Here is a 24,243-nt window from a genome sequence, read left to right as displayed (position 1 = left end):
CCCGTTCTTAGAGGTCACTCGCTGCGCAAAAACGCAGGCGGTGGGCATGTGCTGAAGTAGTCACCGCGGCCATCAGCGGTCGATGGGATCGCGAGACTACGATACGGTAACGGCCAGCAGCCAGGAAACTTTAGCGCAGCAAGCGTCAGCCTTCCGATCGGTGTTTGCCGCGGCGCCGCCAGAATTTCCGGCAGAACGCCGTCCAGCGCGGCGACTTGTCGACGGGAAGCTCGCGAACGACCTCCAGAACGTCATCGCCCTGTTCGCTTTCCCGAACGGCGAAGTGTTGCGCACGTGCCAGCGCGAGCATTGGCCGGTTATCGGCCAGAACGTCTCCGCGCATGCGTCGCATGCCGCGCCGTGACGCTTCGCGAATCAGCGCCTTGATGATCCGGCGCCCGATTCCCTGCCCTTGCCAGGGATCGCCGATGAGCAGGGAAAAAGAGCATTCCGGGCGCTGATCCTCGAGAACGAAGCGGCCGCCAGCAATCGGGACTTCGCCGTTGTCGTCGCGGCGCAAGACGACCAGCAGGTACTCCCTGGCGGGATCGATATCGATCAGTCGGTGCACCGCGTCGTCGGAGAACTCGGCGATCGAGGCGAAGAAGCGGCTGCGCCTGGCATCGGCCGACAGCTTGTTGAGCGACACCTTGACCTGAGGCCCATCGCTTGGCCGCATCGGACGCATTTCAAGCAACGTTCCATCGAGTGCGTGCCAGGTTTCGGCGATGTCGTTCACGGTGGCACCGCTTGCGGGCCGAGGAGATCTATGAGCATGGTTCGCAGTATGCATGCAGTTTTCGGGCGGTGTCGAGCCGCCGACCAGCTGCCGACCATTGGCAGTAAAGAAAGAACAGCGCACGGGCCGCGCGGCGGTGGCGCCGGCAGCCACTTGGTACCGGTTGCGGGTGCCGGTCGATGTACCGGTGCGGTGGACGAGTCATGGCGCTGAAACATTTCGCCCCTAGGATCGAGCGTGTTGTTGGTCACGCCCGTTTCCTTTCCGGATGAATAAATGATGATTAGCTCAAAACGCGTTTTCCTGAAAATTTCCGGCATCGCTGTGGCAATAAGCATGGGCCTCGCGCCGATTGCCGCGCAAGCTGCCGATGTCACCGGTGCTGGCGCCACCTTCCCTTACGCCGTGTACACCAAGTGGGCCGAAGCTTACCAGGCCACCACCGGCAAGTCGGTCAACTATCAGGGCATCGGTTCTTCCGGTGGCATCAAGCAGATCAAGGCCAAGACCGTTGATTTCGGGGGTACCGATGCACCCCTTAGTGCGTCCGAGCTGGCCGCTGACGGCCTGGTGCAGTTTCCTTCCGTGATCGGTGCGGTGACCATCGTGGTTAATCTGCCCGGCGTCAAATCCGGTCAACTCAAGCTGGACGGGCCGACTGCTGCCAACATTTTTCGCGGTGCCATCACGAAGTGGAACGATCCGGCCATCGCCAGCCTGAACCCCGACCTGAAACTGCCGGCGACGGCGATCACCATCGTCCACCGCTCGGACGGATCGGGGACCACGGATGTGATGAGCAGGTACCTGGCCAAGCAGTCGGCCGACTTCGTGCGTGACGTCGGTGTTGGCAAGACCGTCAACTGGCCCGCCAACGGGATCGGTGGCAAGGGCAACCCGGGCATCGCCGCCAACGTCCAGAAGATCGTCGGCACCATCGGCTACGTCGATTACGCCGACGCTAAAAAGAATGGCCTGGCCTTCGCCAAGCTGAAGAACAAGGCAGGCAAGTTCGTGTTGCCCAGCGGTGATGCCTTCGAGGCCGCCGCCGCCGGCGCCGATTTCAAGGTCAAGGGAATGGCGCCGGACATGCTCGACGGGACGGACCAGGGCGCCTGGCCGATTGTCAGCGCGACCTACATCCTGGCCTACGAGAAGGGTGACGACGCCGCCAAGCAGCAGGGTGTCGTCGACTTCTTCACCTGGGCGCTCAACAAGGGCGGGAAGATGGCCGACGAGCTGGATTTCGTTGCCCTGCCAGCCAGTGTGGTGACCAGCGTCGAAGCCGAGATGAAGCGCATCAAGTAGTTTTTCAGGTCTTCAAAAGGACTGAAGCGGGCTCCCCGAACGTCGCCTGGCCGGCGTCGGGGTGCCCGCGCAAGCCGTGCGATCGTGACGAAAGTCGAAGAGTGGAAGGACAGGTATGGAAGAAAGCATCGCGTGGAAGACATTGAGAATGAAAGATTCCGCGGCTCACGCACAGTTGGATGCGCACGCTGCCCAGGTCAGCATCTTCAAACGCCAGGATTCGATCTTCCACAAGCTCACCTTCTTGTTCGCCTTCCTGGTGTTGGCGGCTCTCGCCGGGATCCTGATTTCACTGGCCATCGAGGCGGCGCCGGCGTTCCGCGCCTTCGGGCCGGCTTTTCTCTGGAGCGACGTGTGGAGCGTACCGGACGACGAGTTCGGTGCCTTGATCTCGATCTACGGCACGCTAAGCACATCGCTTATCGCGCTGCTGATCGGGGTGCCGGTGAGCTTTGGTATCGCCCTGTTTCTGACCGAGAGCTGTCCGGCCTGGCTGCGTCGGCCGCTGGGGACAGCCATCGAATTGCTCGCCGGGGTTCCTTCGATCATTTACGGCATCTGGGGCCTGTTCGTTTTCGCACCGCTGTTCGCCAAGTACGTCCAGCCCTGGGTGCAGGCAGTCTTCGGCGATCTGCCGGTGATCGGTGGCTGGTTCGCCGGCCCGCCGCTCGGGATCGGCATACTGTCGGCAGGCATCGTGCTGGCGCTGATGGTGATTCCCTTCATTGCCTCGGTGATGCGCGACGTCTTCGACACCGTGCCGGCGGTGCTCAAGGAATCCGCCTACGGCCTCGGTTGCACGACCTGGGAGGTGGTCTGGAACATCGTCCTGCCCTATACACGGGTCGGCGTCATCGGCGGCATCATGCTCGGCCTGGGGCGCGCCCTGGGCGAGACGATGGCCGTCACCTTCGTCATTGGCAACGCCAATCGCATCGCCGGCAGCTTCTTTGCGCCCGGCAATTCGATTGCTTCGGTGCTGGCCAACGAGTTCGGCGAGGCGGATCCGGGGCTGCATACCTCATCGCTGTTTGCGCTCGGCCTGGTGCTGTTCCTCATCACCTGCGTCGTCCTCGGACTGTCGCGCTGGTTAATCCATCGCGCCAACGCCAAGCAGGGCGTTTGAGGCGCCACAGGAGCTGCAATGGAACTCTATAGTCGTCGGATTCTGATCAACCGTCTCGGTATCGGTCTGTCAATGCTGGCCATGGCCTTTGGTCTGGTGGCCTTGATGTGGATACTGTGGACCCTGTTTTCGAAAGGCTTCGCCGCCCTGAGCTGGGATTTCTTTAGCCAGGACACGCCGGCCCCGGGTAGCGAAGGCGGCGGGCTGCGCAATGCGATCGTCGGCAGCGCCATGATTGTCGGCTTCACGACGCTGGTATCCACACCAATCGGTATCCTTGCCGGCATCTATCTGGCCGAGTACGGCGACACCTCGAAGTTCGCGGCGACGACCCGCTTCGTCACCGACATCATGCTGTCGGCGCCGTCGATCGTCGTTGGTCTGTTCGTTTACGCGCTGATGGTGGTCACACTGGGTGGCTTTTCCGGCTGGGCCGGTTCGGCGGCGCTGTCCCTGATCGCCATTCCCGTCGTCGTACGCACCACCGAGAACATGCTCAGACTGGTACCGTCCAGTTTGCGCGAAGCCGCTTTCGCGATCGGCGCGCCGCGCTGGCAGGTGTCACTGAAAGTGACCCTGCGTTCGGTCAAGGCAGGGGTGGTGACCGGCGTCCTGCTGGCCATCGCACGGGTCACCGGTGAGACAGCGCCACTGCTGTTCACCGCGCTCAACAACCAGTTCTTCAGCACCGACATGTCCGAGCCGATGGGCAATCTGCCCGTGGTCATCTTCCAGTTCGCCATGAGTCCCTACGCTAACTGGATTGATCTGGCCTGGGGCGGGGCCTTGCTGATCGCCTTGCTGGTGCTGGCGATCAACATTGGTGCGCGAATCCTTTTCCTGATTAGCAATGAACCTCAGCCATCCGAATCGTGCCCTCCGGTTGCGGACCACAGCGAGCTGCGGCGACAAGCAAGCGCTGATGCAGCGTTCTGAGATCGAATCGGCGGTTGAAGCGGTAGGTGAATGCGGCCAAGTACCGAGCGGCATACTTTCGGAAGTCGAATGCATGGTAGCTGCCACTCAAACTGGTCTTGAGGTTACCGAGGACGGTGTTGACCCACTGGAACTCGGGCAAGTCTTTCGGCTTTCGCCCCGCGACGACGGTGCGCTGATGCACACAGCCGGCCTCGGTGACCGCGCTGAAACAGGACAGCCCGTCGGAACAGACGGTGCTGCCCACGGCCAGGTTCGTTCTGGCCCACGCCGCAATCGCCTTGAGGGTGAAACCGGGCACCGGCGAGAGCTTAACGCGCAAGGGATGGCCCTCATCGCTGAGCGAGACGGCGGCCACGAACGGAACCTTGTTCTCGGAGCCGCGACCGGCCTTGCCGCCGCTACGCTCGCCGCCGAGGTAGGCATCATCGACCTGGACCTGACCTTCGAGAACGTAGCGTTCTTCGCGCGCGGCCATGGCGTGCATCAGCTTGTGGTCAATGAGCCACGCCGTTCGATAACTCACCCCCAGCTGGCGTTTAAGCGCGAGTGCCGACAACCCGGTCTTGGCCTGACTGATCAGGTAGATGGCAAGGAACCAGACCGTCAGCCCAAGCTTGGTGCCCTGAAAGATCGTGCCAGCAATCAGCGAGGTTTGATGGCGGCAGGCCTTGCACTGGAACATCTTGCGGTTCGCACCGCGAAGACCGCAATACGCCGACGTACCACAGCAAGGGCAGCGGAAGCCCTCGGGCCAGCGAGCAGACTCAAGCGCCGCTTCGCACTGGGGCTCGGACCCATATCGTCCAAAAAATTCAGGCATCGACAAGCCTGGCTGGAACTGAATTCGATTCATCGGCATGGTGAGCTCCTCGGGGCGGTAACTGTACGTGCGTACAGTATATGCCACCTCTGGGCTCTGGGAACACGTACGGCTGAGGTTCATTGCTAATCAGGATCCTTTTTCGTCACAAGACTTGAACTGCGGAGCCTCGAATGTCACAACACATGGTTCAAATCAGCGAACAAGCCACCCTGCAGGTGCGCGGACTGGATTTCTATTACGGCGACTTCAAGGGTTTGAATGCGGTCACTCTCGATGTCGCCCGCAACCGGGTGACGGCGTTCATCGGTCCCTCGGGTTGCGGAAAGTCGACGCTCCTGCGCACCTTCAATCGCATGTACGACCTCTACCCAGGTCAGCGGGCGGAAGGGAAAATCGTCTTCAACGGCAGGAACCTGCTCGACCGGGCGCAGGACGTGAACCTCGTTCGGGCGAAGATCGGCATGGTCTTCCAGAAGCCGACCCCGTTTCCGATGACCATCTACGAGAACGTCGCCTTCGGTGTTCGCCTCTACGAGCGCTTCAGCAAGAGTGAACTCGATGAGCGCGTAGAGTGGGCGCTCAACAAGGCCGCCCTGTGGGACGAAGTCAAGGACAAGTTGCAACAGAGCGGCTTGTCGCTCTCCGGCGGCCAGCAACAGCGCCTGTGTATCGCACGGGCGGTGGCGGTGAAGCCTCAGATCGTCCTTCTCGACGAACCGACCTCGGCTCTCGATCCGATTTCCACGGCCAAGGTCGAGGAACTGATCAACGAACTCAAGAGCGACTACACCATCGCCATGGTCACCCATAACATGCAGCAGGCGGGTCGCATCTCCGATTACACGGCCTTCATGTACCTCGGCGAGCTCGTCGAGTTCGGGCGTACGGAAGATCTGTTCGTGAAACCAAAGGTCAAGCACACCGAGGATTACATCACCGGCCGCTTTGGGTGAGCCGGCAATCCGTAGCGCTGTTCTCCCCGGTGCACAGGGCAGCGGTGGCGGGTTGAGGCGGGCGAGCTGTCCCTGACTTTTCGCCAGGCGGTTGCGTTTGCTTGGCGGACGAGGCAAGATTCGCCCTCCTCGGCAGGTCACAGCCTGCGCCCCGAAGCCTCGCCTCGTATCGCACATGTCTCGTCCTGCAAGCCCTCGCGCATCGGCAAGCGCCAAGAACCCCAACCCGGTGCTCTGCGCCAGCGCTCTTGCGCGTCTGCTCTGGGCAGCCGGTGCACTGCTGTTGCTATGGATGACGGTGTTCTGGGCGCTGCACTGAACGACGCGTCAGAGATGGCCAAAAACAACTCATCCAGCCGCCAGCCGATCCTGCGTTTCGACAATCTGACGCTGGGCTACAATCGGCATCCGGCGGTTCACCACCTGCACGGGGAAATTGCTGCCGGCAGCCTTCTGGCCATCGTCGGTCCCAATGGCGCCGGCAAATCGACGCTGCTCAAAGGCATCAGCGGCGAACTGCGACCACTGCAAGGCCGCGTCGAAGTGCATGGCGTGCAGCGCCAGCAGATCGCTTACCTGACCCAGTTGACGACGCTCGACAGCAGTTTTCCGATGGTCGTGCACGACTTCGTGGCGATGGGTCTGTGGCGTGAAATCGGCGCCTTTGGCGGTGTCGACCGCGCCCGCCGCAGGCGCATAGCCGCGGCGATCGACCTGGTCGGCCTGACCGGCCTGGAGAGCCGTCCGATCGGCTCGCTCTCGGGCGGACAGTTGCAGCGTGCGCACTTTGCCCGAGTGCTGCTTCAGGACGCCCCGCTGGTCCTCCTCGACGAGCCCTACGGCGCAATCGACGCGGCCAGCGTTCGTGACCTGGCAGCGCTGGTGCGGCATTGGCACGGCGAAGGGCGGACGGTGATCGCCGTCCTGCACGACCTCGATCATGTCCGCCGCGAGTACCCGGAAACCTTGTTGCTGGCGCGCGAGATCGTCGCCCGTGGGGACACCCTGACGGTGCTTAGCGAGGCCAATCTGCTGCGCGCCCGAAAACTTGCCGAAGGGCGCGGTGACGATGCCCTCACGCCGGTCTGTCACGCCGACGAAGACGCGCAATGAGCGATACCCTGGCCAGCATTCCGCTGCTCTCGCCGTTTGTCGAGTTCGCTTTCATGCGCCGCGCGCTGGCCGGTTGTCTCGCGCTGTCGCTCGGAGCGACGCCGGTCGGCGTCTTCCTGATGTTGCGGCGGATGAGTCTGGCCGGCGATGCGATGTCGCACGCGATCCTGCCGGGTGCCGCTATCGGCTACCTGATCGCCGGGCTGTCGCTGCCGGCGATGACCATCGGCGGGCTGCTTGCCGGCCTGGCGGTGGCCATGCTCTCCGGTGGCGTGGCGCGCAACTCGGTGATCAAGGAAGACACCAGTCTGGCGACCTTCTACCTGATTTCGCTTTCCGCAGGTGTCTTGATCATCTCGCTGCGCGGCAGCAGCGTCGACCTGCTGCACGTCCTTTTCGGCAGTGTGCTGGCGCTCGACGACGCGGCGCTGCTCCTGCTCGCAGGCTTTGCCTCGCTGTCCGTGCTGGTGCTCGCACTCGGTCTGCGCCTGTTCGTCCTCGAAGGCTGCGATCCGGCGTTCCTGGCGCGCATCAGCCGTCTCGGACCCCTCGCACACTATGGTTTCATGGTCCTGCTGGTGGTCAATCTGGTCGCCGGCTTTCACGCTCTGGGAACCTTGATGGCGGTTGGGATCATGATCCTGCCGGCGGCTGCGGCGCGCTTGTGGGTGTGCAACGTCGGACCACTGCTGCTCATCGCCGTGTCGGTCGCGCTGCTCGGGTCCTTTGTCGGCCTGCTGCTTTCGTATCACGCGAATCTGCCGGCGGGCCCGGCGATCGTGCTGACGCTGGGGGGTCTCTACCTGCTTTCCCTGCTCGTCGCTCCGCTCGGACCACTGGCCGGCTGCTGGCGCTCGGGCTGGCACTTCGAACGCTGACCCAGCTTTCGGGAAGACAATGAGAGAAAAGATCCTCAACACGCTTCGGCTCTCGCTGCTGAGCGCTTCGCCAGCATCTTCCTTTTTGGTGACGGCGGTCCTGGTAGTTTTTCTGGGTGCTCAGCCGGGCCGGCTCGTGGCAGCCGAGTCTTTGCCGGTGGTCGCCAGTTTCAGCATTCTCGGCGATCTTGTGCAGCGCGTCGGCGGCGAGCATGTGCAGGTGTACACTTTGGTCGGGCCGCTCGCCGACGCGCACGTGTACCAGCCGACTCCGGCTGACGTGAAGACGCTTGCGCGCGCGCGACTGGTGGTGGTCAATGGCCTCGGCTTCGAAGGCTGGATCGATCGCCTCATGCAGTCGTCCGGCTACAAGGGGCCGATCGTGGTGGCCAGCAAGGGTGTCACGCTCCTCGCCAAGGAAGTGGCCATTGCCGGCAGGCGTGCTGCACACGATCACGGCGCCGGCGTCGACCCGCACGCCTGGCAGGATCTGGCTCAGGCGCGCCACTACGTCGACAACATCGCCGTCGCGCTGGCGCAGGTGGACCCGGCGCACAAGACCGCCTATCAGGCCAACGCTGCCCGTTTGAGGGAGGAGATCGACCTGCTCGACAGCGAGATCCGCGCCCGCCTGGGCAGGCTTCCCGTGGCCCGGCGTGTTGTCGTCAGCTCGCACGATGCCTTTGCCTACTTCGCTCGCGCCTATGGGATTCGCTTCATTGCACCCGTCGGTGTGAGCACCGATGCGCAGCCCTCAGCCGCTGCCGTTGGCGCGATCATCCGGCAGATTCGCCAGCAGAAGATCCCGGCAATGTTCATCGAAAGCATCAGCGATCCGCGCTTGCTCGAACGCATCAGCGCGGAATCGGGCGCCAGTATCGGCGGCATCCTGTACTCCGATTCGCTGTCCCCCCCGGGGACGGCAGCAGACAGCTATCTCGGCATGATGCGCACGAACGCGAAGACGCTCGCCGCGGCGCTCGCCGACTGAGCACCGTCGCAGCCGCCGCCTGCGGCCGGCCGACGACGCACCGTCATCAATCTGTCACAGAAGCAGGGCATCCTCTCCCCGTCGTTACAAACTGCCGCAGCCGACCGGCCGCAGCGCCAAGCTTGATCGAGCTGCGTCGCTTCCCGGTGGCTGTTCCGCAATTCGCCAGGGGGAACTTCGATGTCGTCAGCAGTCAGCCTTTCCAGCGCCGAAGCGATTCTCGCTGCGGCCACCGAACTCAAACTCAGAAGACTTGCCGCGCTGCCGCCGGCGCTCGTCCCGCCACGAAAGACGAAGAAAGTACGCAAGTCCGCGCGCAGCTTTCGCTGCAGTCTGCGGATTCCGGAAAGCGAATACCGGCAACTGATCAAACTCAAGAAGCGTCTGGCAAGGCGCGGCGTGTCGAGCAAGAAGGGGCAACTCGTTCGTGCCGGCCTGCTGCTGCTTGGCCATATCGATCTGATCGATCTCAAGGTGGCGATACGCAATGTAATTGCGCCCGCGCCCGCGCTCTACAAGGTCAAGTAGGCGGCGGTGCCGTTGCTTTCTCGTACCGGGCTGAGCGCGCTGCTCGCGCCCCTTTGAAGTATTCTTTCCAGGGTTAATAAAATGAAAAAAGAAGCGGTTGTAGGGTCTTCAACATTCAGCAAGGAACGCAGGCGAGTGGCCCGTGTTGCGAAAGCGGCACTCGTGAAGGGTCCTGGCGGCGTGGGCGATGCCAATCACCCCGTAGAAATCGCTCCCGGTGTGGCCAACAAGGCAAAGGTTCGCCAGCCTGGTCGGCGCGGGCCGCAGAAGCTGCCGACCAAGGTGGCGGTGACGGTGCGCTATAGCCCGGAAGTTCTCGACTACTTCAAAGCGACCGGCGACGGTTGGCAGACGCGCATGAACGATGTCTTGCGGCGTCACGTCGAAGAGCAGCTACGTCACCAGCAGCATCGCGCAGCGTAGGGTCGACGACGAAGCGCTTGCGCGCTGGGAGCCTCCCTTTTCGGCAGTGCTGATGGTTTGGCCGCGTCCTGAGCGATAATCGCTCCTTTCCGTCAAACCCGGACCGACGCGAGCAATGGACAAGGATCTGATCAGCAACGACAGCGCGAACCCGCACTTCGCGGCGTTCCTCACGCGGCTGTCACCTTCGGCGATTACGCGTCGGCGGCTGCTGCAGGTGGGTCTGGGCAGCGCTGCGCTGTCCTTCTTCGGCTTACCGGCGCTGGCCGGGCCGACCGGCCGGGCAGCCATCGGCTTCACGCCGATCGGTGTATCCAGCGACGACGCCGTGCACGTCCCCGACGGCTACACGGTTCAACTCCTCTACGCCTGGGGCGACCCGATCTCGAACGGGCCCGCGTTCCGCGCCGACGCTGGCAACAGCGCCGCCGAACAGGCCGAGCAGGCCGGAATGCATCATGACGGGATGCATTTCTTTCCCTGGGTCGTGAACGGCCAGCCGTCGTCGACGCACGGCCTGCTGTGCATCAATCACGAGTACACCGACGATGGGATCCTCCATCCCGACGGGATGGCCGAGTGGAGCCACGACAAGACGCGCAAGTCACAAAATGCGCACGGCGTTTCGGTGGTCGAAGTGGAACTCGGGGAACTCGGTGGCGCGTTTCGCTGGCAGCTCGTGCGGCCGTCGGCGTACGCGCGGCGGATCACCGCGCGTACGCCGATACGCATCGCCGGTCCGGCTGCCGGTGCGCCAGGCATGCGTACCCGTGACGACCGGCGTGGCAACGTCGTTTTCGGGACGCTGGCCAATTGCGCGATGGGCCATACGCCGTGGGGCACCTACCTCACCTGTGAAGAGAACTTCAACGCCTATTTCAACGGCCTTGGCGAGCCCACGGCCGATCAGAAGCGCTATGGCATCCGCGCGAACGGCGCCGGCTTCCGTTGGCACGAGTACGACAGCCGTTTCGACGTGGCCACCGAGGCCAACGAGGCCAATCGCTTCGGCTGGGTCGTCGAGATCGATCCCTGGCAGCCTGCGCAGGCGCCTGTCAAGCGTACCGCTTTGGGTCGCTTCAAGCACGAATGTGCGACTGTCGTGCTGGCCGGCGACGGCCGCGTGGTGGTCTACATGAGCGACGACGAAGCCTTCGAATATCTCTACAAGTTCGTTTCGCGCGATCGTTTCGACGCCAGAGAGCCCGCTGCTGGCGGCCGCCTGCTCGACGTTGGAACGCTGTACGTGGCGCGTTTCGATGCCGACGGGAAAGGTCGCTGGCTGGCCCTGCAACATGGGCAGCACGGTCTCGACGAGGGCAGCGGTTTCGCCGATCAGGCGGACATCCTGATGCGCACCCGGCAGGCCGCCGATGTCGCTGGCGCGACGAAGATGGACCGCCCGGAGTGGCTGGCCGTCGATCCGCAGAGCGGCGACGTCTACTGCACCCTGACCAACAACCGCCAGCGCCTGACCCCGGAGCCGGGCAATCCGCGCGCAGAGAACATCTTTGGACACATTGTTCGCTGGCGCGAGGCGCAGGGTGACGCGGCGGCCGACACTCTCGACTGGGACGTCTTCGTCCTTGCCGGCGACCCGGAAAACCCCGACCCGGCCAGGCGCGGGAACAGCAAAGGTGACGCTTTCGCCAGCCCGGACGGGCTGTGGTTCGACCGCGCAGGTCGCCTGTGGATCCAGACCGATGTCTCCGGCAGCGTCCTCAACCGTGGCGATCACCAGCGCTTCGGCAACAATCAGATGCTGGTTGCCGACGTCGCCAGCGGTGAGATTCGGCGCTTCCTGACAGGACCCAAAGGTTGCGAGATCACCGGCATCAGCGCCACGCCGGATGCACGCAACCTGTTCATCAACGTTCAGCATCCCGGCGAGGTGGCCGGTGGGCGGTCGTCACCAGCGGCGCCACTGGCAGGGTCGGGATGGCCGGCGAACCAGTTCGCCGGGGTGACCGGTGGCCGCCCGCGTTCGGCGACGCTGGTGATCAGGCGTGCGGACGGCGGCGTCGTCGGGAGCTGAAGCGCAGACCGCTTCCTGGCGAGTTCATGGGCGGGCACGTTCGCCGGCGCTGAACCACTTCTGTTCGAGGCACAGGCGTAGCGCCATGCGTGCCCGATGCAGGATCACCCAGCAGTTGCTGGTGCTCATCGACAACTCCTGGCAGATTTCGCTGGTTTCCAGGCCGAGGATCTCGCGCATCATGAAAACCCGCGCGGTGGCTGGCGGCAGGCGCTCCAGGCAGGCGTCGAAGACGGCCCAGAAGCTGCGGTTTTCGAAGCTCTTTTCCGGATTTCCCCAGTCCGAAGGCCGCGCGTCGCGTTGCCAGTGGCCATTGCCCTTGAACAGCGCGTCGAAGTCGCTGTCGTCGACTCCCTGTTCGACCGCTTCGTGGATGGGTTCGCGAACTCGCCGCCGGATGATGTCGACGATCTTGTGGCGCAGAATCGAGAATACCCAGGTCTTCAACTTGGCGCGCTCGGCAAAGCGATCGGCGCCTTGCAGCGCGGCGAGCATGGTTTCCTGCACGGCATCCTCGCCGCTCGCCTGGTCGCGCAATTGCAGGACGGCGAAACGCAGCATCTCGCGGCGAAAACCGTCCAGCTCCGCGGCAATCGTCTCGGCAGCGGGGGGGAGTGCAGGGCCGCCAGCGTCTGCCGTAGGCGTGCCGTCGATGCTCTGGTGATGGTTGCTGGTCATTGGCTGCGGCAATCGTTGGGAGGCTGGTCGGCGCCGGGTTCGAGAAGGGCAGTTTATACGCAAGCGTGCGGCGGCGATAGGCGTGCACCGGCTTGCACATGTCTTGCTGCCGTCGTTACCGGTGCCGTGCATCGGGATCAGTTGCAGGGAAGTTGCTGCCCGGGCAAGCCCCCCGCGACGATGCCGGACGGCCAGGTTCAGGAGCCGGAAAAAACCCGTTCGCCATTCGGAAATGACCTAAGATAAGCGGCCGCGATACCACCATGAGGAGACAGAAATGCACATCGGCGTACCCAAGGAGATAAAAAACCACGAATACCGCGTTGGGCTGACCCCGTCATCGGTTCGCGAGATGGTCGCCCACGGTCACCCGGTAAGTGTTGAGACTGGCGCTGGCGCGGGCATCGGTGCCGCTGACGAGGTCTACGAGAAGGCCGGAGCGACGATTGCCGCGACCGCCGCGGAGATCTTTGCCAGCGCCGAGATGATCATCAAGGTCAAGGAGCCGCAGGCGGGCGAGCGCGCGATGTTGCGCGAAGGACAGATTCTGTACACCTACCTGCACCTGGCGCCCGATCCCGCGCAGTGTGCCGACCTGGTCAGCAGCGGCGCGGTGTGCATCGCCTATGAAACGGTCACCCAGCCGGGCGGCGGCCTGCCGTTGCTGGCGCCGATGTCGGAAGTCGCCGGGCGCCTGTCGATCCAGGCCGGTGCCTATTGCCTCGAGAAGGCGCACGGCGGCATGGGTATCCTGCTCGGCGGTGTCGCCGGCGTGCCATCGGCGAAGATCGTCATTCTCGGCGGTGGGGTCGTTGGCTCGAACGCCGCGCAGATCGCCGTCGGCACCGGTGCGCAGGTGGTGGTCATCGATCGCAATCTCGATGTCCTGCGGCGCATGGACAGGCTGCTCGGCGCGCGCGTGATCACCGTCTTTTCGAACCGCGACAACGTCGAGCATCACGTGCTGCGCGCCGATCTTGTGATCGGCGGCGTGCTCATCCCGGGTGCCGCGGCGCCGAAGCTGATCACCCGCCAGCTGGTCGACGACATGAAGCCGGGGTCGGTGATCGTCGACGTCGCTATCGACCAGGGGGGCTGCTGCGAGACTGCCCGGGCGACGACACACGCCGACCCGACCTACATGGTCGGCAACGTCGTGCACTACTGCGTCGCCAATATGCCCGGTGGCGTGCCACGTACCTCGACCTACGCGCTCAACAATGCCACGCTGCCTTTCGCACTGCAGATTGCCGACAAGGGCTGGCGGCAGGCGCTGAAGGATAACGAGCACCTGCGCAACGGCTTGAACGTTGCATTCGGTAAAGTCACCTGCCGTGAGGTCGCCGACGACCTCAAGTACGACTACCACGATGCGCTGTCGGTGATCGCCGCCTGACCCGGACGCGTTCTCGCCAGCACCACGCAAGCGGCCGGGGGCCAGCCGCGGGATTCTCTGAGGGAGCCTCGCGGTCTCCGACCGGTTTCCACGGCGGAGACTCTTACGGAGCGGTCGAGGGACTCAGGAAGCGTGTCTCAGAGGGCCTCGCGCACGGATTTCAGGCTTCCAGCCCCGGTGTGCGATGGCTGTCGATGACCTGCAGCAGCTGCGCGAAGACTTTCGGCGTGCCGGCGACGAGGTTGCCGGACTGGAGGTAGGTTTCGTTGCCGGCGAGGTCGCTGACCAGGCCGCCGGCTTCGGCGATGAGCAGCGCGCCGCCGGCCATGTCCCAGGGCGACAGGCCGAACTCCCAGAAGCCGTCGAAGCGTCCGCAGGCGACGTAGGCGAGGTCGAGCGCGGCGGCGCCCGGGCGGCGCATGCCGGCGGTTTTCTGCGCCAGCTCCTTGAAGATGCGCAGGTAGGCGTCGATGTGGTCGTACATGCGGTAGGGGAAGCCGGTGCCAAGCAGAGCCTGTTCCAGCTTCAGGCACTTGCTGACGCGGATGCGGCGGTCGTTGAGGAAGGCGCCGCCGCCCTTGCTGGCGGTGAACATCTCGTTGCGCACCGGATCGTAGACCACCGCTTGCGTGACCTGCCCGCGGTAGGCGAGGGCAATCGAGATGGCGTACTGGGGAAAGCCGTGGATGAAATTGGTCGTCCCGTCGAGTGGGTCGATGATCCACTGATACTCGCTGCCGCCGCCCTGGCCGGCTGTCAGGCCGGACTCTTCTGCTAAAATGCCGTATTCGGGATAGGCCTCGCGCAGGATGTCGATGATCGCCGCCTCGGCCGCCTTGTCCACTTCGGTGACGAAGTCGCTCTGGCGTTTGGTGGTGATCTGCAGGTGCTCGAGATCGAGTGCGGCACGGTTGATGATCTGGCTGGCGCGACGCGCCGCCTTGATGATGATGTTCAGAGCTGGATGCATGATTTTGAAGACGCGACGGGCGGTTGATGCCGCCCGATTGGTGTAGAGGACCCCGATTCTAATATGAACAGACCCCCAGGGTCGCATTCTTCCGGCTCGCCGCTGTCGCGGATTCGCGTCGTCCTCTCGCATACCAGTCACCCGGGCAATATCGGCGCTGCCGCGCGCGCGATGAAGACCATGGGTCTGTCGCGTCTGCTGCTGGTCAATCCGAAGCATTTCCCGGACCCGCAGGCAGTGGCGCGCGCGGCCGACGCCGACGACATTCTCGAGCAGGCGCGGGTGTGCAGCAGCCTCGATGAGGCGCTGGTCGGGACGGTGCAGGTGTACGCGCTCTCGGCGCGGCAGCGCAACCTCGGGCCACCTGCGATGCCGGCGCGCGAGGCGGCCAGCGACGTTCTCGCCTGGGCCGGCGAGGGCGAGGTGGCGCTGCTCTTCGGTAACGAGACCGCTGGCCTGTCGAATAGCGAGGTGCAGCGCTGCCAGCGGACGGTGTTCATCCCCGCGAATCCCGACTACAGCTCGCTGAATCTGGCTTCTGCGGTGCAGCTGCTGTGCTATGAACTGCGCCTGGCCGCTTTCGATGGTCGCCCGCCGGTGCTTGCCCGCGCCGTGCCCTTCGCCTCGCCGCCGGCGCCGCACGAGGACGTCGAGCGCTTCTATCGGCACCTCGAACGGGTAATGGTGAGCAGTGGTTTTCTCGATCCGCAGCGACCGCGACGGCTGCTGCCCAAGCTGCGCCGACTGTTCGGGCGCGCCGAGCTCGAGCGCGACGAGATAAACATCTTGCGTGGGCTGCTCGATGCGGTTGAACGCACGGCGGGAGCGGGGCCGGCGCCGGGCGGAAGTGTCGGAACCAGTGCCGGAAGTAGTGTACTAAAATAGTGCGGTATTGTATAATCGCGCTCATCGTTCAAGGACTTTCTTTCCATGTTCAGCCGTCTTCGCGAAGACATCCAGTCAGTTTTCAATCGTGATCCCGCCGCGCGCACCTTCTGGGAGGTGCTGACCTGTTATCCCGGCGTGCATGCCATCGCCCTGCATCGCCTTGCGCACTGGCTGTGGGCGCGCGGTCTGCGCTGGCCGGGCCGGCTGGTCTCGCATCTCGGACGCTTCTTCACCGGTATCGAAATTCATCCTGGCGCGACCATCGGTCGGCGCCTGTTCATCGATCACGGGATGGGAGTGGTGATCGGCGAAACGGCGGTCATCGGCAACGATGTGACGCTCTACCATGGCGTCACCCTGGGCGGCACCTCGTGGAACAAGGGCAAGCGCCATCCAACGCTGGAGGATGGTGTGGTCATCGGCGCCGGGGCGCAGGTGCTCGGGCCGATTACGGTCGGCGCGTCGGCCAAGGTCGGTTCCAATGCGGTAGTCGTCAAGAACGTCCCGAGCGGGGCGACGGCGGTCGGCAATCCGGCGCGGATCATCGACAACGAGCAGGATCAGAAGCGCGAGCAGATGGCCGGGCAGCTCGGCTTCTCGGCGTATGCGCTGGCCACCAATCAGGATGATCCGCTGGCCAAGGCGATTCACGGTTTGCTCGATCACGCGGCAGACGCCGATCGGCGCTTTGAACTGCTGCTCAAGAAACTCGAAGACGCCGGCGTGTACGTCAATGGCGACCTGGCAACGGCGGATCGGTTCGATCCGCAATACCTGAGTAAAATAGTTGACTAATAAGCGGTCGGTCACTAGAGTGGATAGTGTAGTAATTTAATCAACAATTATTAGTAATCGTGGCGTTGGAGGAGGAAGCATGAGACTGACGACAAAAGGACGTTTCGCAGTGACGGCGATGATCGACCTGGCCCTGCGCTGTAGCGAAGGGCCGGTATCTCTGGCTGGCATCAGCGAGCGTCAAAAGATTTCGCTGTCGTACCTGGAGCAGTTGTTCGGCAAGTTGCGTCGCCATCAGCTGGTCGGCAGCGTGCGTGGCCCGGGTGGGGGCTATTGCCTGGCGCGACCCACCAGCGCGATGACCGTTGCCGACATCATTCGCGCCGTCGACGAGCCGCTGGACGCCACCCAGTGCGGTGGTCGCGAGAACTGCCACGACGAAGAGCGCTGCATGACTCACGACCTGTGGGCGACGCTGAACGTCAAGATGTTCGACTATCTGACTTCGGTGACCCTGGCCGACCTCGTCGCGCAGCAGGTCAGCAAGGGTGGCGGCGACGTCGCTGTCCTGCATGACGAACGGCGAACGAGTGCTCGGCAGCGCGCCAAAGTCGTCGCTTTCGGCCGCTAGATCCGGAACTGGAAGACTTCGCCCGCCGCCGTGTTCGCTCCCGTCTATCTCGATCACAACGCAACGACTCCCGCCGATCCGGCGGTGGTTGAAGCAATGCTGCCGTACCTTGCCGGCCTCTGCGGCAATGCCTCGAGTCGCCATGAGTACGGCCGGGCGGCCCGGCGAGCGATCGACGAGGCGCGCAGCAAGGTGGCGGCAGCGGTCGGTGCGCATGCCAGCGAGGTGGTGTTTACCAGTGGCGGTTCGGAAGCCAACAACCTGCTGATCAAGGGCGCGGCCGCGTGTCTGAAACCCGGCGTGCTGGTGGTCAGCGCGATCGAGCACCCGTGCGTGATCAGGCCGGCCGAGCAACTGCGCAAGCGTGGCTGGACGCTGCACAAGCTGGCGGTGGATGCCGCCGGGCGGGTCGATGGGGCGAGCTTCCAGGCGCTGATCGCCGAGCGACCGAGCATCGTCTCGGTGATGCTGGCCAACAACGAGACCGGCGTCGTGCAGGACATCGAATCGCTGGCCACGCAGGCGCGAGCGGCGGGGGCCTGGTTTCATAGCGACGCAGTGCAGGCGGTGGGCAAGATGCCCGTCGATTTTCGCCGCCTCAACGCCGCCGGCGTCAATGCCATCAGCGTGTCGGCGCACAAGCTCGGCGGCCCCAAGGGTGCGGCCGCGCTGGTCCTCGACAAGCGACTCGACATCGAGCCGCTGATCGCGGGTGGCGGTCATGAGCGCGGCTTGCGTTCGGGTACCGAGAATGTGGCGGCAATCGTCGGTTTTGGCGTTGCCTGTGAATTGGCGGCAGCACGTCTCGCCGACCTGGCGCCGCGCCTGCTGGTACTCCGCGAGAAACTCGAGCGTGGCCTTGTCGCCCTCGGCGCGACGCTTTTTGGTCGGGCTGCCGAGCGCTTGCCGAACACCGTCTATTTCGCTTTTCGCGACATCGACGGCGAGACGCTCGTCGGCCAGCTCGACCGGGCCGGCTATGCGCTGGCCAGCGGTGCCGCCTGTTCGAGTGCCAACCCGGAGCCATCGCATGTGCTGCGGGCGATGGGTGTCGAAGCAGAGCTGGCACGCGGTGCCGTGCGAGTCAGCCTGGGGGTTGGCAATAGCGCCGCAGACGTCGATGGGTTTCTGGCGGCGTTGCAGGCCACGATGCTCAGATTGCAGCAGCTGACCGCAATGGTCGTCTGAACAGTCAGCGTAAATGGGGCTGGAAAGCGGGACAAAGAAGTGGAACAAACCAGCAGGATAACGAGTCAAGAGTCACGCGTAGCACGCAACCTGTACACATCGGAGCAAGAGCAATGCTGAAACTGCCCATCTATCTTGATTATTCGGCGACCACGCCGGTCGATCCGCGCGTCGCCGAAAAGATGATTCCCTACCTGGTCGAGAAATTCGGCAACCCGGCCTCGCGGTCGCACGCCTTCGGCTGGGAAACCGAGGCGGCGGTCGAAGAAGCGCGCGAAGAAGTGGCCAGGCTGGTCAATGCCGACGCCAAGGAAATCGTCTGGACCTCTGGTGCCACCGAGTCGAACAATCTGGCGCTCAAGGGAGCGGCACAGTTCTACGCCGGCAAGGGAAAGCACCTGGTGACGCTCAAGACCGAGCACAAGGCCGTTCTCGATACCTGCCGCGACCTCGAACGTCTCGGTTTCGAAGTGAGCTACCTCGATGTTCAGGACAACGGACTGATTGATCTCGAAGTCTTCAAGGCGGCCTTGCGCCCGGACACCATTCTGGTGTCGGTGATGATGGTCAACAACGAGATCGGTGTCATCCAGCCGATCGCCGAGATCGGCGAAATCTGCCGCGCCCGGGGAATCATTTTCCACGTTGATGCGGCACAGGCGACCGGCAAGGTGGTCATCGATCTGGCGACGCTGAAAGTCGATCTGATGAGTTTTTCGGCGCACAAGACCTACGGCCCGAAAGGCATTGGTGCGCTCTACGTGCGCCGCAAGCCGCGCATTCGCCTGACCGCACAGATGCATGGCGGCGGTCACGAACGTGGCTTCCGTTCCGGCACGCTGGCGACGCATCAGATCGTTGGCATGGGTGAGGCTTTTCGTCTCGCACGTCTGGAGATGGGCGCCGAGAACGAGCGTATCCGCATGCTCCGCGACCGCCTGTACAAGGGCCTGTCGGACATCGACGAGGTCTATGTCAACGGTGACATGGAGCAGCGTGTTCCCCACAATCTGAACATCAGTTTTGCCTACGTCGAAGGCGAGTCGCTGCTCATGGCGGTCAAGGACCTGGCTGTGTCGTCGGGATCGGCGTGCACCTCGGCATCGCTCGAACCTTCGTACGTGCTGCGCGCCCTCGGCCGCGAGGACGAACTGGCGCACAGCTCGATTCGTTTCACCCTTGGTCGTTTCACCAGCGAGGACGAGGTCGACTACGCGATCAAGCTGCTGCACGAGAAGATCAGCCGGCTGCGCGAGCTTTCGCCGCTGTGGGAAATGGTCCAGGAAGGCGTCGATTTGAGTACGGTCCAGTGGGCCGCCCATTGACAAGGTATACAAGGAATCAAGGAGAATCATCATGGCATACAGCGTAAAAGTTCTGGATCACTATGAGAATCCACGCAACGTCGGCTCGTTTGGCAAGGAAGACGAGGGCGTCGCCACCGGCATGGTCGGTGCGCCGGCGTGTGGCGACGTCATGAAGCTGCAGATCAAGGTCGGCAAGGGCGGCGTCATCGAAGACGCCAAGTTCAAGACCTATGGCTGCGGTTCGGCGATCGCCTCGTCGTCGCTGGTCACCGAGTGGGTCAAGGGCAAGACCGTGGATCAGGCTCTGGATATCAAGAACACGCAGATCGCGGAAGAACTGGCTTTGCCGCCAGTGAAAATCCACTGCTCGATTCTCGCCGAGGACGCGATCAAGGCGGCGGTCGCCGACTACAAGAAAAAGCACGTTGATCAGGCTGCCGGCTGAGCGAGCGGCAGTAATCACAGAACCGCAAACGCAATTACAGCAGGAGGTTTCCATGGCAGTGACGCTTTCCGAAAGAGCCGCCAGCCACGTCGCCAATTACATGGTCAAGCGCGGCAAAGGCATCGGCCTGCGCCTTGGTGTACGCACCAGTGGCTGCTCGGGCATGGCCTACAAGCTCGAGTTCGCCGATAGCGCGCACCCGGACGATGTCGAGTTCGAATCGCACGGCGTCAGGGTGCTCGTCGATCCGAAAAGCATGCCTTATCTCGACGGCACCGAGCTTGACTACGCGCGCGAGGGCCTCAACGAAGGCTTCAAGTTCAACAATCCGAACGTCAAGGACGCCTGCGGCTGCGGCGAAAGTTTCAACGTTTGACCTTGCCCGGGCGCTGAGCGGGCGGTGGTTTGACGGTGGTGGCCTAGCCGTCGACCGCTCGCTGCCTGCCCCGACGCGCACCGCGATCGAAAAGCATGGATTTCAACACCGATCATTTCTCGCTGTTCGAGCTTCCGGCCAGATTCCGGCTTGACGCGCCGTTGCTCGATGGCCGCTATCTGGAGATGCAGTCGAGGGTCCACCCCGATCGCTTCACCGGCGCTGGCGACGCCGAGCGGCGCCTTTCGCTGCAGTGGGCGACGCGGGTCAATGAAGCCTATCAGACGCTCAAGAAGCCGCTGCCGCGCGCCAGATACCTGCTGCATTTGGCTGATCACGACGTCGGCAGCGAGAACAACGTCTTGATGCCGACCGATTTTCTGGTCGAACAGATGGAATGGCGCGAGGCAGTGGCCGAAGCGCGGGCGGCGGGCGAGCACCACGAACTCGAGCATCTGCACCATCGCCTGCAGCACGACATCGGCAAACGTTATGAAGAACTTGCCGCGTTGCTCGACGATGCTCACGACCTCGATCAGGCGGCGGATCGCGTCCGGCGCCTGATGTTCATCGAGAAGCTGCTCGTCGAACTCGACGAGGCAATGATCGCCTGCGAAGAGTGAATCGCTGCCCCTGAACAGCAGGCAGCAAGTGCAAGGCAGTCGCGTCGCCTGGCGTTAACTTGCGTCGCGTCGTAAAACCTATCCTCACACCGGCAACAAATCTCAGGACCACAATTCCCTCATGGCGCTACTACAGATTGCGGAACCCGGCGAGTCAGCTGCGCCGCACGAGCATCGGCTGGCGGTCGGCATCGACCTGGGGACGACCAATTCACTGGTGGCGACCGTGCGCAGCGGTCTGGCGGTCGTTCTTCGCGACGAACTCGGCCGTCCCTTGCTGCCCTCGGTCGTTCGTTATCGAAGCGACGGTCACAGCGAAGTCGGCTACGAGGCGCAGGCGCAGCAAGCGCTCGATCCGCGCAACACCGTTGCCTCGGTCAAGCGCTTCATGGGCCGTGGGATTGCCGATATCGCCAATCGTGAAGCCATGCCTTACGTTTTCGAAGACAGTCCAGGAATGCTGCGCCTGCATACCGCAGCCGGGCTGAAGAGTCCGGTGGAAGTCTCCGCCGACATTCTCCGCGTGCTGCGCCTGCGTGCCGAGGCCGCGCTGGGCGGCGCGCTGGTTGGCGCGGTGATCACCGTTCCGGCGTACTTCGACGAGGCGCAGCGGCAAGCGACCAAGGACTCGGCGAAACTCGCCGGCCTCCCGGTTCTGCGCCTGCTCAACGAGCCGACCGCGGCAGCCATTGCCTACGGTCTGGACAATGCCGCCGAGGGCGTCTACGCGGTTTACGACCTCGGTGGGGGTACCTTCGATATCTCGATTCTCCGACTGTCGCGGGGAATCTTCGAGGTCCTGGCGACGGGCGGTGACTCGGCGCTGGGTGGCGACGATTTCGACCATCGCATCTTTTGCTGGATTATCGAAGCTGCCGACCTCAAGCCGCTCTCGGTCGAGGACGCCAGCATGTTGCTGGCGCGGGCACGCGAAGCCAAGGAGTACCTGACCGTACACGGTGCGGCGCCCATCGGTGCTCGGTTGACCAGCGGCGAGCGGGTGGACCTGCAACTGACCACCGAAATCTTTGCCGCGATCAGCCAGACGCTGGTGGCCAAGACCATCCAGCCGGTCAAGAAGGCGCTACGCGACGCCGGCCTGTCGGTCAGCGACGTCAAGGGCGTGGTCATGGTCGGTGGCGCGACGCGCATGCCGCAGGTACAGCGTGCGGTTGGCGAGTTCTTCCGGCAGGACCCGCTCAACAATCTCGACCCCGACAAGGTCGTGGCCATCGGTGCGGCGACGCAGGCCAATCTCCTGGCCGGTAACCGTGCGGCAGGTGACGACTGGCTGCTGCTCGACGTGATTCCGCTGTCGCTCGGCCTGGAAACGATGGGTGGCCTGGTGGAGAAGATCATTCCGCGCAATTCGACGATTCCGACGGCGCGCGCGCAGGAGTTCACGACCTTCCGCGACGGTCAGACGGCGCTGGCCATTCATGTCGTCCAGGGTGAGCGCGAGCTGGTCAGCGATTGTCGTTCGCTGGCGCGTTTCGAGTTGCGTGGCATCCCGCCGATGGTCGCCGGTTCGGCGCGCATCCGCGTCGCTTTCCAGGTCGACGCCGACGGTCTGCTGGCGGTTACCGCCCGCGAACAGGCTTCCGGAGTCGAAGCGAGCATCGTCGTCAAACCCTCGTACGGCCTTTCCGACGACGAAATCGCCGGCATGCTCAAGGACTCGGTGGCCCACGTCAAGGGCGACGCACAGCTGCGCGCACTCAAGGAATCGCAGGTCGACGCACAGCGCTTGCTGGAAGCGGTGCGCGCGGCGCTCGCCGTCGACCGCGAACTGCTCGCCAGCGACGAACTGGCACGCGTCGAGGACGACATCGTCAAGCTCGAGAACGCAGCGCTGGCCGACAATCGCCGCCAGATCATGCTGGCGATGGATGATCTCGAAGCCGACACCAAGGATTTTGCGGCACGGCGAATGGACAAGTCGATCCGGCGGGCGTTTGCCGGCCGCAATATCAACGATCTCGACGTCGAGTCCACGACCAGCAAGACGGGAGAAACCGCATGACCCAGATCATCGTTCTGCCCCACCTCGAACTGTGCCCGGACGGCGCCGTGTTCGATGCCAGGCCTGGTGAGTCGCTGTGCCAGAACCTGCTCGAAAACAGCATTGCCATCGAACACGCCTGCGAGATGTCCTGCGCCTGTACCACCTGTCACGTCGTCGTCCGTGAAGGTTTCGACGCCCTCGAGCCTTCCGACGAAGTCGAAGACGATCTGCTTGACAAGGCCTGGGGTCTGGAGCCGAATTCACGCCTGTCGTGTCAGACGATAGTCAGTGAAACACCGCTGACCATCGAGATCCCGCGTTACTCGATCAACATGACCAAGGAAGGCAAACGATGAAATGGACCGATATCAACGAGCTGGCCATCGAGCTCGTCGAAGCCCATCCGGAGGTTGACCCCTTGAAGGTCAACTTCGTTGACCTGATGAACTGGGTCGTCGCCTTGCCGGGTTTCGAAGACGATCGCCGCCACTGTGGCGAGAAAATTCTCGAGGCCATCCAGCAGGCCTGGATCGACGAGCTGGCATGAAGCCTGACGACAGCGGTGGCCAGCAGCGCAATGTCCTCGGCGGCATCCTTGGCTCGTGCAGCGAAACGCCAATAACCGGTTTCTTTCGCGATGGTTGCTGCAATACCAGCGACGAGGATTTCGGCAGTCATACCATTTGCGTCGTCGCGACCGCCGAGTTTCTGGCTTTTTCCAAGGCCAGCGGAAACGATTTGTCGACGCCGCGACCGGAATTCGGATTTGCCGGTCTGCAGCCCGCCGATCGCTGGTGCCTCTGTGCTGCGCGCTGGCGCGAAGCCCTGCTCGCCGGCAAGGCACCGCACGTCGTCCTCAACGCGACCAACGAGGCCGCCCTGCTGGTTGTCAGCCTCGACGACCTCAAGGCGCACGCCATCGACCTGAACTGAAGCCGGGCAGACTCTGCCAACGTCAATGACCCGTGTCGCGGACAGCGCAGCGCGGCACGAGCGTGTCCGCTGCGGACAAATGGCTACCGCCAGCGCGGGCCGGATGCGACAATGCGCCCGCCGCGCAAAGCGCGCTGTCGGGCGCCAAGATTCGGACGACCTGCCACTCATCGATCGCTATTTCGAGCGCCTGCCTTGACGACCTTGCCAAC

Annotated in this window: 27 protein-coding genes; 23 read left to right on the top strand and 4 right to left on the bottom strand. The window is 63.5% G+C overall.

Features of this window, described 5'->3' with window-relative positions:
- Positions 1-145: 145 nt before the first annotated feature.
- The gene (locus QZ634_RS08800) at positions 146-739 is read right to left on the bottom strand and encodes a GNAT family N-acetyltransferase (protein ID WP_291987306.1); all 594 of its coding nucleotides are present in this window, start codon (positions 737-739) and stop codon (positions 146-148) included.
- Between the two features lie 276 nt (positions 740-1,015).
- Between QZ634_RS08800 and pstS the strand changes: the two genes are divergently transcribed.
- From pstS to pstA, 3 genes are all read left to right on the top strand, one after another.
- Positions 1,016-2,047, top strand: a complete 1,032-nt coding sequence (gene pstS, locus QZ634_RS08795) for a phosphate ABC transporter substrate-binding protein PstS (RefSeq protein WP_291987303.1) — start codon at positions 1,016-1,018, stop codon at positions 2,045-2,047.
- Between the two features lie 148 nt (positions 2,048-2,195).
- Complete coding sequence (pstC, locus tag QZ634_RS08790; protein WP_291987302.1) at positions 2,196-3,173, top strand: phosphate ABC transporter permease subunit PstC; 978 nt, start codon at positions 2,196-2,198, stop codon at positions 3,171-3,173.
- Positions 3,174-3,191: 18 nt separating this feature from the next.
- Positions 3,192-4,109 (top strand): phosphate ABC transporter permease PstA, encoded by a 918-nt coding sequence (gene pstA / locus QZ634_RS08785; protein WP_291987300.1) that lies wholly within the window; start codon positions 3,192-3,194, stop codon positions 4,107-4,109.
- Here pstA and QZ634_RS08780 read toward each other — a convergent pair.
- A complete protein-coding gene (locus QZ634_RS08780; RefSeq protein ID WP_291986185.1) occupies positions 4,018-4,971 on the bottom strand; it encodes an IS1595 family transposase in 954 nt (317 codons plus the stop codon). The genes pstA and QZ634_RS08780 overlap by 92 nt on opposite strands.
- A 134-nt stretch (positions 4,972-5,105) precedes the next feature.
- On the opposite strand from QZ634_RS08780, the gene pstB reads away from it, so the two are divergent.
- The 7 genes from pstB (at position 5,106) to QZ634_RS08745 (ending at position 11,856) form a co-directional block, all read left to right on the top strand.
- The gene (gene pstB, locus QZ634_RS08775) at positions 5,106-5,888 is read left to right on the top strand and encodes a phosphate ABC transporter ATP-binding protein PstB (protein WP_291987298.1); all 783 of its coding nucleotides are present in this window, start codon (positions 5,106-5,108) and stop codon (positions 5,886-5,888) included.
- Between the two features lie 333 nt (positions 5,889-6,221).
- Positions 6,222-7,001 carry an ABC transporter ATP-binding protein gene (locus QZ634_RS08770; protein WP_291987296.1) on the top strand — a complete coding sequence of 260 codons (780 nt, stop codon included), beginning with the start codon at positions 6,222-6,224 and terminating at the stop codon, positions 6,999-7,001.
- A complete protein-coding gene (locus tag QZ634_RS08765) occupies positions 6,998-7,879 on the top strand; it encodes a metal ABC transporter permease (RefSeq protein WP_291987294.1) in 882 nt (293 codons plus the stop codon). The genes QZ634_RS08770 and QZ634_RS08765 overlap by 4 nt, the downstream gene beginning before the upstream one ends.
- A 136-nt stretch (positions 7,880-8,015) precedes the next feature.
- Positions 8,016-8,870: a zinc ABC transporter substrate-binding protein gene (locus tag QZ634_RS08760; protein WP_291987292.1), complete on the top strand. Its 855-nt coding sequence runs from the start codon at positions 8,016-8,018 to the stop codon at positions 8,868-8,870.
- 180 nt (positions 8,871-9,050) lie between these two features.
- Complete coding sequence (locus tag QZ634_RS08755) at positions 9,051-9,398, top strand: hypothetical protein (protein WP_291987290.1); 348 nt, start codon at positions 9,051-9,053, stop codon at positions 9,396-9,398.
- A 135-nt stretch (positions 9,399-9,533) separates the two neighbouring features.
- Positions 9,534-9,821 carry a BrnA antitoxin family protein gene (locus tag QZ634_RS08750; RefSeq protein ID WP_291987288.1) on the top strand — a complete coding sequence of 96 codons (288 nt, stop codon included), beginning with the start codon at positions 9,534-9,536 and terminating at the stop codon, positions 9,819-9,821.
- A 115-nt stretch (positions 9,822-9,936) separates the two neighbouring features.
- Positions 9,937-11,856, top strand: a complete 1,920-nt coding sequence (locus QZ634_RS08745) for a PhoX family phosphatase (RefSeq protein ID WP_291987286.1) — start codon at positions 9,937-9,939, stop codon at positions 11,854-11,856.
- Between the two features lie 24 nt (positions 11,857-11,880).
- On the opposite strand, the gene QZ634_RS08740 is transcribed toward QZ634_RS08745, so the two are convergent.
- A complete protein-coding gene (locus QZ634_RS08740; protein WP_291987284.1) occupies positions 11,881-12,534 on the bottom strand; it encodes a sigma-70 family RNA polymerase sigma factor in 654 nt (217 codons plus the stop codon).
- Between the two features lie 277 nt (positions 12,535-12,811).
- On the opposite strand from QZ634_RS08740, the gene ald reads away from it, so the two are divergent.
- A complete protein-coding gene (ald, locus tag QZ634_RS08735) occupies positions 12,812-13,930 on the top strand; it encodes an alanine dehydrogenase (protein ID WP_043563726.1) in 1,119 nt (372 codons plus the stop codon).
- 160 nt (positions 13,931-14,090) lie between these two features.
- Here the strand turns inward: ald and QZ634_RS08730 are convergent, their stop codons facing one another.
- The gene (locus QZ634_RS08730; RefSeq protein ID WP_291987281.1) at positions 14,091-14,900 is read right to left on the bottom strand and encodes an inositol monophosphatase family protein; all 810 of its coding nucleotides are present in this window, start codon (positions 14,898-14,900) and stop codon (positions 14,091-14,093) included.
- Between the two features lie 63 nt (positions 14,901-14,963).
- Between QZ634_RS08730 and QZ634_RS08725 the strand changes: the two genes are divergently transcribed.
- The 12 genes from QZ634_RS08725 (at position 14,964) to QZ634_RS08670 (ending at position 24,031) form a co-directional block, all read left to right on the top strand.
- Positions 14,964-15,785: an RNA methyltransferase gene (locus tag QZ634_RS08725; RefSeq protein ID WP_291987279.1), complete on the top strand. Its 822-nt coding sequence runs from the start codon at positions 14,964-14,966 to the stop codon at positions 15,783-15,785.
- A gap of 45 nt (positions 15,786-15,830) precedes the next feature.
- Positions 15,831-16,583, top strand: a complete 753-nt coding sequence (gene cysE, locus QZ634_RS08720) for a serine O-acetyltransferase (protein WP_291987277.1) — start codon at positions 15,831-15,833, stop codon at positions 16,581-16,583.
- A 79-nt stretch (positions 16,584-16,662) separates the two neighbouring features.
- On the top strand, positions 16,663-17,154 hold the full coding sequence (iscR, locus tag QZ634_RS08715; protein ID WP_043563721.1) for a Fe-S cluster assembly transcriptional regulator IscR: 492 nt from the start codon (positions 16,663-16,665) through the stop codon (positions 17,152-17,154).
- A gap of 30 nt (positions 17,155-17,184) precedes the next feature.
- The gene (locus tag QZ634_RS08710; RefSeq protein WP_291987275.1) at positions 17,185-18,342 is read left to right on the top strand and encodes a cysteine desulfurase family protein; all 1,158 of its coding nucleotides are present in this window, start codon (positions 17,185-17,187) and stop codon (positions 18,340-18,342) included.
- A 113-nt stretch (positions 18,343-18,455) separates the two neighbouring features.
- Positions 18,456-19,667 carry an IscS subfamily cysteine desulfurase gene (locus QZ634_RS08705; RefSeq protein WP_291987273.1) on the top strand — a complete coding sequence of 404 codons (1,212 nt, stop codon included), beginning with the start codon at positions 18,456-18,458 and terminating at the stop codon, positions 19,665-19,667.
- Positions 19,668-19,698: 31 nt separating this feature from the next.
- A complete protein-coding gene (iscU, locus tag QZ634_RS08700) occupies positions 19,699-20,094 on the top strand; it encodes a Fe-S cluster assembly scaffold IscU (RefSeq protein WP_043563715.1) in 396 nt (131 codons plus the stop codon).
- Positions 20,095-20,146: 52 nt separating this feature from the next.
- Positions 20,147-20,470 (top strand): iron-sulfur cluster assembly protein IscA, encoded by a 324-nt coding sequence (gene iscA, locus QZ634_RS08695; protein WP_291987271.1) that lies wholly within the window; start codon positions 20,147-20,149, stop codon positions 20,468-20,470.
- 95 nt (positions 20,471-20,565) lie between these two features.
- A complete protein-coding gene (gene hscB / locus QZ634_RS08690) occupies positions 20,566-21,093 on the top strand; it encodes a Fe-S protein assembly co-chaperone HscB (RefSeq protein ID WP_291987270.1) in 528 nt (175 codons plus the stop codon).
- 121 nt (positions 21,094-21,214) lie between these two features.
- Positions 21,215-23,116 (top strand): Fe-S protein assembly chaperone HscA, encoded by a 1,902-nt coding sequence (hscA, locus tag QZ634_RS08685; protein WP_291987268.1) that lies wholly within the window; start codon positions 21,215-21,217, stop codon positions 23,114-23,116.
- The gene (fdx, locus tag QZ634_RS08680; RefSeq protein ID WP_043563709.1) at positions 23,113-23,454 is read left to right on the top strand and encodes an ISC system 2Fe-2S type ferredoxin; all 342 of its coding nucleotides are present in this window, start codon (positions 23,113-23,115) and stop codon (positions 23,452-23,454) included. Before hscA ends, fdx begins: the two co-directional genes overlap by 4 nt.
- A complete protein-coding gene (gene iscX, locus QZ634_RS08675) occupies positions 23,451-23,645 on the top strand; it encodes a Fe-S cluster assembly protein IscX (protein WP_291987266.1) in 195 nt (64 codons plus the stop codon). Before fdx ends, iscX begins: the two co-directional genes overlap by 4 nt.
- Positions 23,642-24,031: a DUF2237 domain-containing protein gene (locus QZ634_RS08670; protein WP_291987264.1), complete on the top strand. Its 390-nt coding sequence runs from the start codon at positions 23,642-23,644 to the stop codon at positions 24,029-24,031. The genes iscX and QZ634_RS08670 overlap by 4 nt, the downstream gene beginning before the upstream one ends.
- Positions 24,032-24,243 lie beyond the last annotated feature (212 nt).

This window comes from Candidatus Accumulibacter sp. ACC007 (assembly GCF_907163205.1).
Classification (GTDB): Bacteria; Pseudomonadota; Gammaproteobacteria; order Burkholderiales; family Rhodocyclaceae; genus Accumulibacter; species Accumulibacter regalis.
The sequence above is the reverse complement of the archived record's forward strand: the minus strand, read 5'-3'. Positions and strand labels throughout refer to the sequence as shown.